The sequence below is a fragment of the Streptomyces muensis genome, from assembly GCF_021474425.1.
Lineage (GTDB): Bacteria > Actinomycetota > Actinomycetes > Streptomycetales > Streptomycetaceae > Streptomyces > Streptomyces muensis.
In genome coordinates this window covers 1-3832 of record NZ_JAKEIP010000454.1, presented here as the reverse complement: position 1 = coordinate 3832, position 3832 = coordinate 1, and the positions used below count along the sequence as shown (strand labels likewise).

The 3832-nt window shown below is 67.3% G+C and carries 5 protein-coding genes; 4 read left to right on the top strand and 1 reads right to left on the bottom strand.

Features of this window, described 5'->3' with window-relative positions:
• Positions 1-368: 368 nt before the first annotated feature.
• Both L0P92_RS42900 and L0P92_RS42895 read left to right on the top strand, forming a co-directional pair.
• The gene (locus L0P92_RS42900) at positions 369-1214 is read left to right on the top strand and encodes an SCO4651 family lipoprotein (RefSeq protein WP_234768556.1); all 846 of its coding nucleotides are present in this window, start codon (positions 369-371) and stop codon (positions 1212-1214) included.
• 109 nt (positions 1215-1323) lie between these two features.
• Positions 1324-1500, top strand: a complete 177-nt coding sequence (locus L0P92_RS42895) for a hypothetical protein (protein ID WP_234768555.1) — start codon at positions 1324-1326, stop codon at positions 1498-1500.
• A gap of 24 nt (positions 1501-1524) precedes the next feature.
• On the opposite strand, the gene L0P92_RS42890 is transcribed toward L0P92_RS42895, so the two are convergent.
• Positions 1525-1887: a metal-sensitive transcriptional regulator gene (locus tag L0P92_RS42890; RefSeq protein WP_234768554.1), complete on the bottom strand. Its 363-nt coding sequence runs from the start codon at positions 1885-1887 to the stop codon at positions 1525-1527.
• A gap of 245 nt (positions 1888-2132) precedes the next feature.
• Here L0P92_RS42890 and L0P92_RS42885 point away from each other — a divergent pair, with 245 nt between their 5' ends.
• On the top strand, positions 2133-2753 hold the full coding sequence (locus tag L0P92_RS42885) for a DUF47 domain-containing protein (RefSeq protein ID WP_015659485.1): 621 nt from the start codon (positions 2133-2135) through the stop codon (positions 2751-2753).
• 9 nt (positions 2754-2762) lie between these two features.
• On the top strand, positions 2763-3761 hold the full coding sequence (locus L0P92_RS42880; protein WP_234768553.1) for an inorganic phosphate transporter: 999 nt from the start codon (positions 2763-2765) through the stop codon (positions 3759-3761).
• Positions 3762-3832: the final 71 nt, after the last annotated feature.

The following is a 3832-nucleotide window of genomic DNA, read 5'->3' as shown; positions in this document are numbered from 1 at the left end:
GGGTGGGGGCTAGGGACGGTAACGCCTCGTCCTCAAACGTCGGACGGGCTGGGGGTGACTGGGGCGGGAGTTGGTCAAGCCCTCGCGTGGCCCTCCGCGTCCGCTCGGGCCAGGCTTCGTGCGCGTCTGGCCGGGCCGCGCCAGCCGCAGGTGCAGTGGGCCGAGCAGAAGCGGCCCTTCTCGACTGTCGTTGTGCGGTGTTCCGGATTTGCGGGGGAGGTTGGTCCGTCCTGCTGCGCCACGTCGACAACGTTACCCAGGGCAAGTAAAGGCGACGCCCCCGGTGCGCGTGACGGGTGCACTTACTCGTCGTTAACCGGAACGACAGGGGGCCCGTGACGGACGTACCGGCTGGGGGTAGGCAGGCGATGACGGAACGGCAGCAGCAGCACAGGCTCGGGCGTGGGGCGGGCGTTGCGGCGGGGGTCTTGTGTGTCTGCCTGGCGGGCAGCGGGTGTGTGGCCGAGAGCGGTGCGGCGGTGGGGGACTCCCGGGACGGGAGCGCCGTGCAGGTGGTGCGGCGGGCTGCCGATGTGCTGGTCGGGGCACGGAGCTCGCAGGCTCGGACGTCGATGGAGATGGCGACGGGTGGGACACGCGTCACCATTCGCGGTGAGGGCGTCTACGACTTCCGGAAGCAGCGGGGGCGGCTGAAGGTGCTGCTGCCGCAGGATCCGGCGGGGGCCACGGCGCAGCGGCCGATCATGGAGTTGCTCGCGCCGGGTGCGTTGTTCATGAAGAACCGGGGTGCCGGTGTGCCCGCGGACAAATGGGTACGGGTCGATACGCGGTCGCTGTCGGACGGGAACCTGGTCACCGGTGGGGCCACCGATCCGTATGCGGCCGCCGAGGTGCTGCGCGGGGCGCGGACGGCGTCGTACGTGGGGGAGACGGACGTCGCCGGTACGGCGGTGCGGCACTACCGGGGGACCGCTGACCTGGGGGTTGCCGCGCGGGAGGCGTCCGAGGGGAATTCGGACGCGCTTGCGGCGGCGGCGAAAGGGTTCGCCACCAGCGAGGTGCCGTTCGATGTGTACCTCGACGAGGACGGGCGGATCCGTAAGGTCCGGCACCGGTTCAGCTTTGTCAACGGGCAGCAGAAGGACGCCGTGGCCGTGGCCTCGACGACCTTGCTGTACGACTTCGGGGCCCCCGTCGACGTACGGCTTCCGGACGGCGACGACATCTACGCCGGCAAGATCGCGGAGGAGTGAGGGCCGCGTATGCGTGCGTGACGGGCGTCAAGAACTAGCCCGTCCGTGCCATGCGCGGTGTGTAGGCCGCTCCCTACTCTAGGAAGTCGGTAACGGCAGAGAAGAGGTGATGCACGTGGCTCCGGTCGGCGGTACGGCAGTTCAGGACCACGTGGCCCTCGCCGAGATCGAGCTGTGCGGAGAGCTCATCATCGCGGCCTCGACCGCCCGCGAGGACCGGCTCAGTCTGGAAAGCATCGACGAGGTGCTGAGGGTCGCGGAGGAGCGGGACGCCGGGAGCGAATGATTTCGGCCGCTCCGGGCGTGGGCGTCAGGTGCGCAGCAGCCGGCCGATCGCCTTCGTCGCTTCCTCCACCTTGGCGTCGATCTCCGCACCGCCCTTGAGGGCCGCGTCGGCGACGCAGTGGCGCAGATGCTCCTCCAGCAGCTGCAGGGCGAAGGACTGCAGGGCCTTGGTGGAGGCCGAGACCTGGGTGAGTATGTCGATGCAGTAGACGTCCTCGTCGACCATGCGCTGCAGGCCGCGGATCTGGCCCTCGATACGGCGCAGGCGCTTGAGGTGTTCGTCCTTCTGCTTGTGGTAGCCGTGGACACCGCGGTCGTGGTCCGTCACGACGGCGGGGGTGCCCTCCGCCTCGGAGGGCACGGCCGCGCCGGTCTCGGTGGTCGTCATCGCGTCCTCCAGACGTAAACCGCGTACATGGCTTCACATACCCCTACTGGGTATATCGTACCGGACTTTGCTGGGTATAGGGCCTGTGGCCGATGCCGCGAACGGCCGCTGGACTGGACCACTGGGCAGCCCCCGTGCCGACCACTGTGCCTGATGGGCGACACTGGAGGACGGCCCATTAGCCGTGGCCGGATGATGCGCCTAGCATCAGCCTGACCGAACCGACGCTTCCTGAGGACCCTCACGTGCGCTTTCGTCTGACCCCCCGGGAGACGAGCTTCTACGACATGTTCGCCGCATCCGCGGACAACATCGTCACGGGCTCGAAACTCCTGATGGAACTGCTCGGGGCGGACACCGCCGGCCGGGCCGAGATCGCAGAGCGTATGCGGGCCGCGGAACACGCAGGTGACGACGCCACACATGCGATCTTCCACCAGTTGAACTCCTCGTTCATCACGCCGTTCGACCGCGAGGACATCTACTCCCTCGCGTCGTCCCTCGACGACATCATGGACTTCATGGAGGAGGCCGTCGACCTGGTCGTCCTCTACAACGTCGAGGAACTGCCCAAGGGCGTCGAGCAGCAGATCGAGGTGCTGGCGCGGGCCGCCGAGCTCACGGCCGAGGCCATGCCGAACCTGCGCACGATGGACAACCTCACCGAGTACTGGATCGAGGTCAACCGCCTGGAGAACCAGGCCGACCAGATACACCGCAAGCTTCTCGCGCACCTCTTCAACGGCAAGTACGACGCGATCGAGGTCCTCAAGCTCAAGCAGATCGTGGATGTGCTGGAGGAAGCGGCGGACGCGTTCGAACATGTGGCGAACACGGTGGAGACCATCGCCGTCAAGGAGTCCTGAGACCGCCACATGGACACCTTCGCTCTGGTCGTGACCATCGCGGTCGCGCTCTTCTTCACGTACACCAACGGCTTTCACGACTCCGCGAACGCCATCGCGACGTCCGTCTCGACGCGGGCGCTGACGCCGCGGGCCGCGCTGGCGATGGCCGCGGTGATGAATCTCGGCGGTGCCTTTCTGGGGTCCGGGGTCGCCAAGACCGTCAGTGAGGGGCTGATCCAGACGCCGGAAGGCTCGAAGGGGATGGGGATCCTGTTCGCGGCCCTGGTCGGCGCGATCACCTGGAACCTTGTCACCTGGTACTTCGGGCTGCCGTCCTCCTCCTCGCACGCGTTGTTCGGCGGGATGGTGGGGGCCGCGCTCGCCGGGGGGACCACGGTGTACTGGAGCGGAGTGCTGGAGAAGATCGTCATCCCGATGTTCGTGTCGCCGATCGTGGGGCTGTGCGCGGGGTATCTGGTGATGACGGCGATCATGTGGATCTTCCGGCGGGCCAATCCGCACAAGGCCAAGCGGGGGTTCCGGATCGCGCAGACCGTGTCGGCTGCCGGGATGGCGCTCGGGCATGGTCTTCAGGACGCGCAGAAGACGATGGGCATCGTGGTGATGGCGTTGGTCATCGCCGATGTCGAGGACTACGGCGATCCGATTCCGGTGTGGGTGAAGATCGTGTGTGCGGTGATGTTGTCGCTCGGGACGTATGCGGGTGGGTGGCGGATCATGCGGACGCTCGGGCGGAAGATCATCGAGCTTGATCCGCCGCAGGGGTTTGCCGCGGAGACGACCGGGGCGTCGATCATGTTCACCACGGCGTTTCTGTTCAAGGCGCCGATCTCCACGACGCATGTGATCACCTCGGCGATCATGGGTGTGGGGGCTACGAAGCGGGTGAATGCCGTGCGGTGGGGTGTGGCCAAGAACATCGTCCTTGGGTGGTTCATCACGATGCCTGCGGCTGCGGTGGTGGCGGCTGCCGCGTTCGGGGTCGTGCATCTGGCGTTCCTTTAGCGCCCACGTTTTCCTCGCCCCCGCCGCCCCTACCCGTCCCATCCCTTGAAGGGGCTCCGCCCCTTCAAGGG

Excerpts from the sequence above, each read along its gene's own strand:
- L0P92_RS42900 (WP_234768556.1), top strand. The coding sequence starts at position 369 with ATGACGGAACGGCAGCAGCAGCACAGGCTCGGGCGTGGGGCGGGCGTT.
- L0P92_RS42895 (WP_234768555.1), top strand. The coding sequence starts at position 1,324 with ATGCACGTGGCTCCGGTCGGCGGTACGGCAGTTCAGGACCACGTGGCC.
- L0P92_RS42890 (WP_234768554.1), bottom strand. The coding sequence starts at position 1,887 with ATGACGACCACCGAGACCGGCGCGGCCGTGCCCTCCGAGGCGGAGGGC.
- L0P92_RS42880 (WP_234768553.1), top strand. The coding sequence starts at position 2,763 with ATGGACACCTTCGCTCTGGTCGTGACCATCGCGGTCGCGCTCTTCTTC.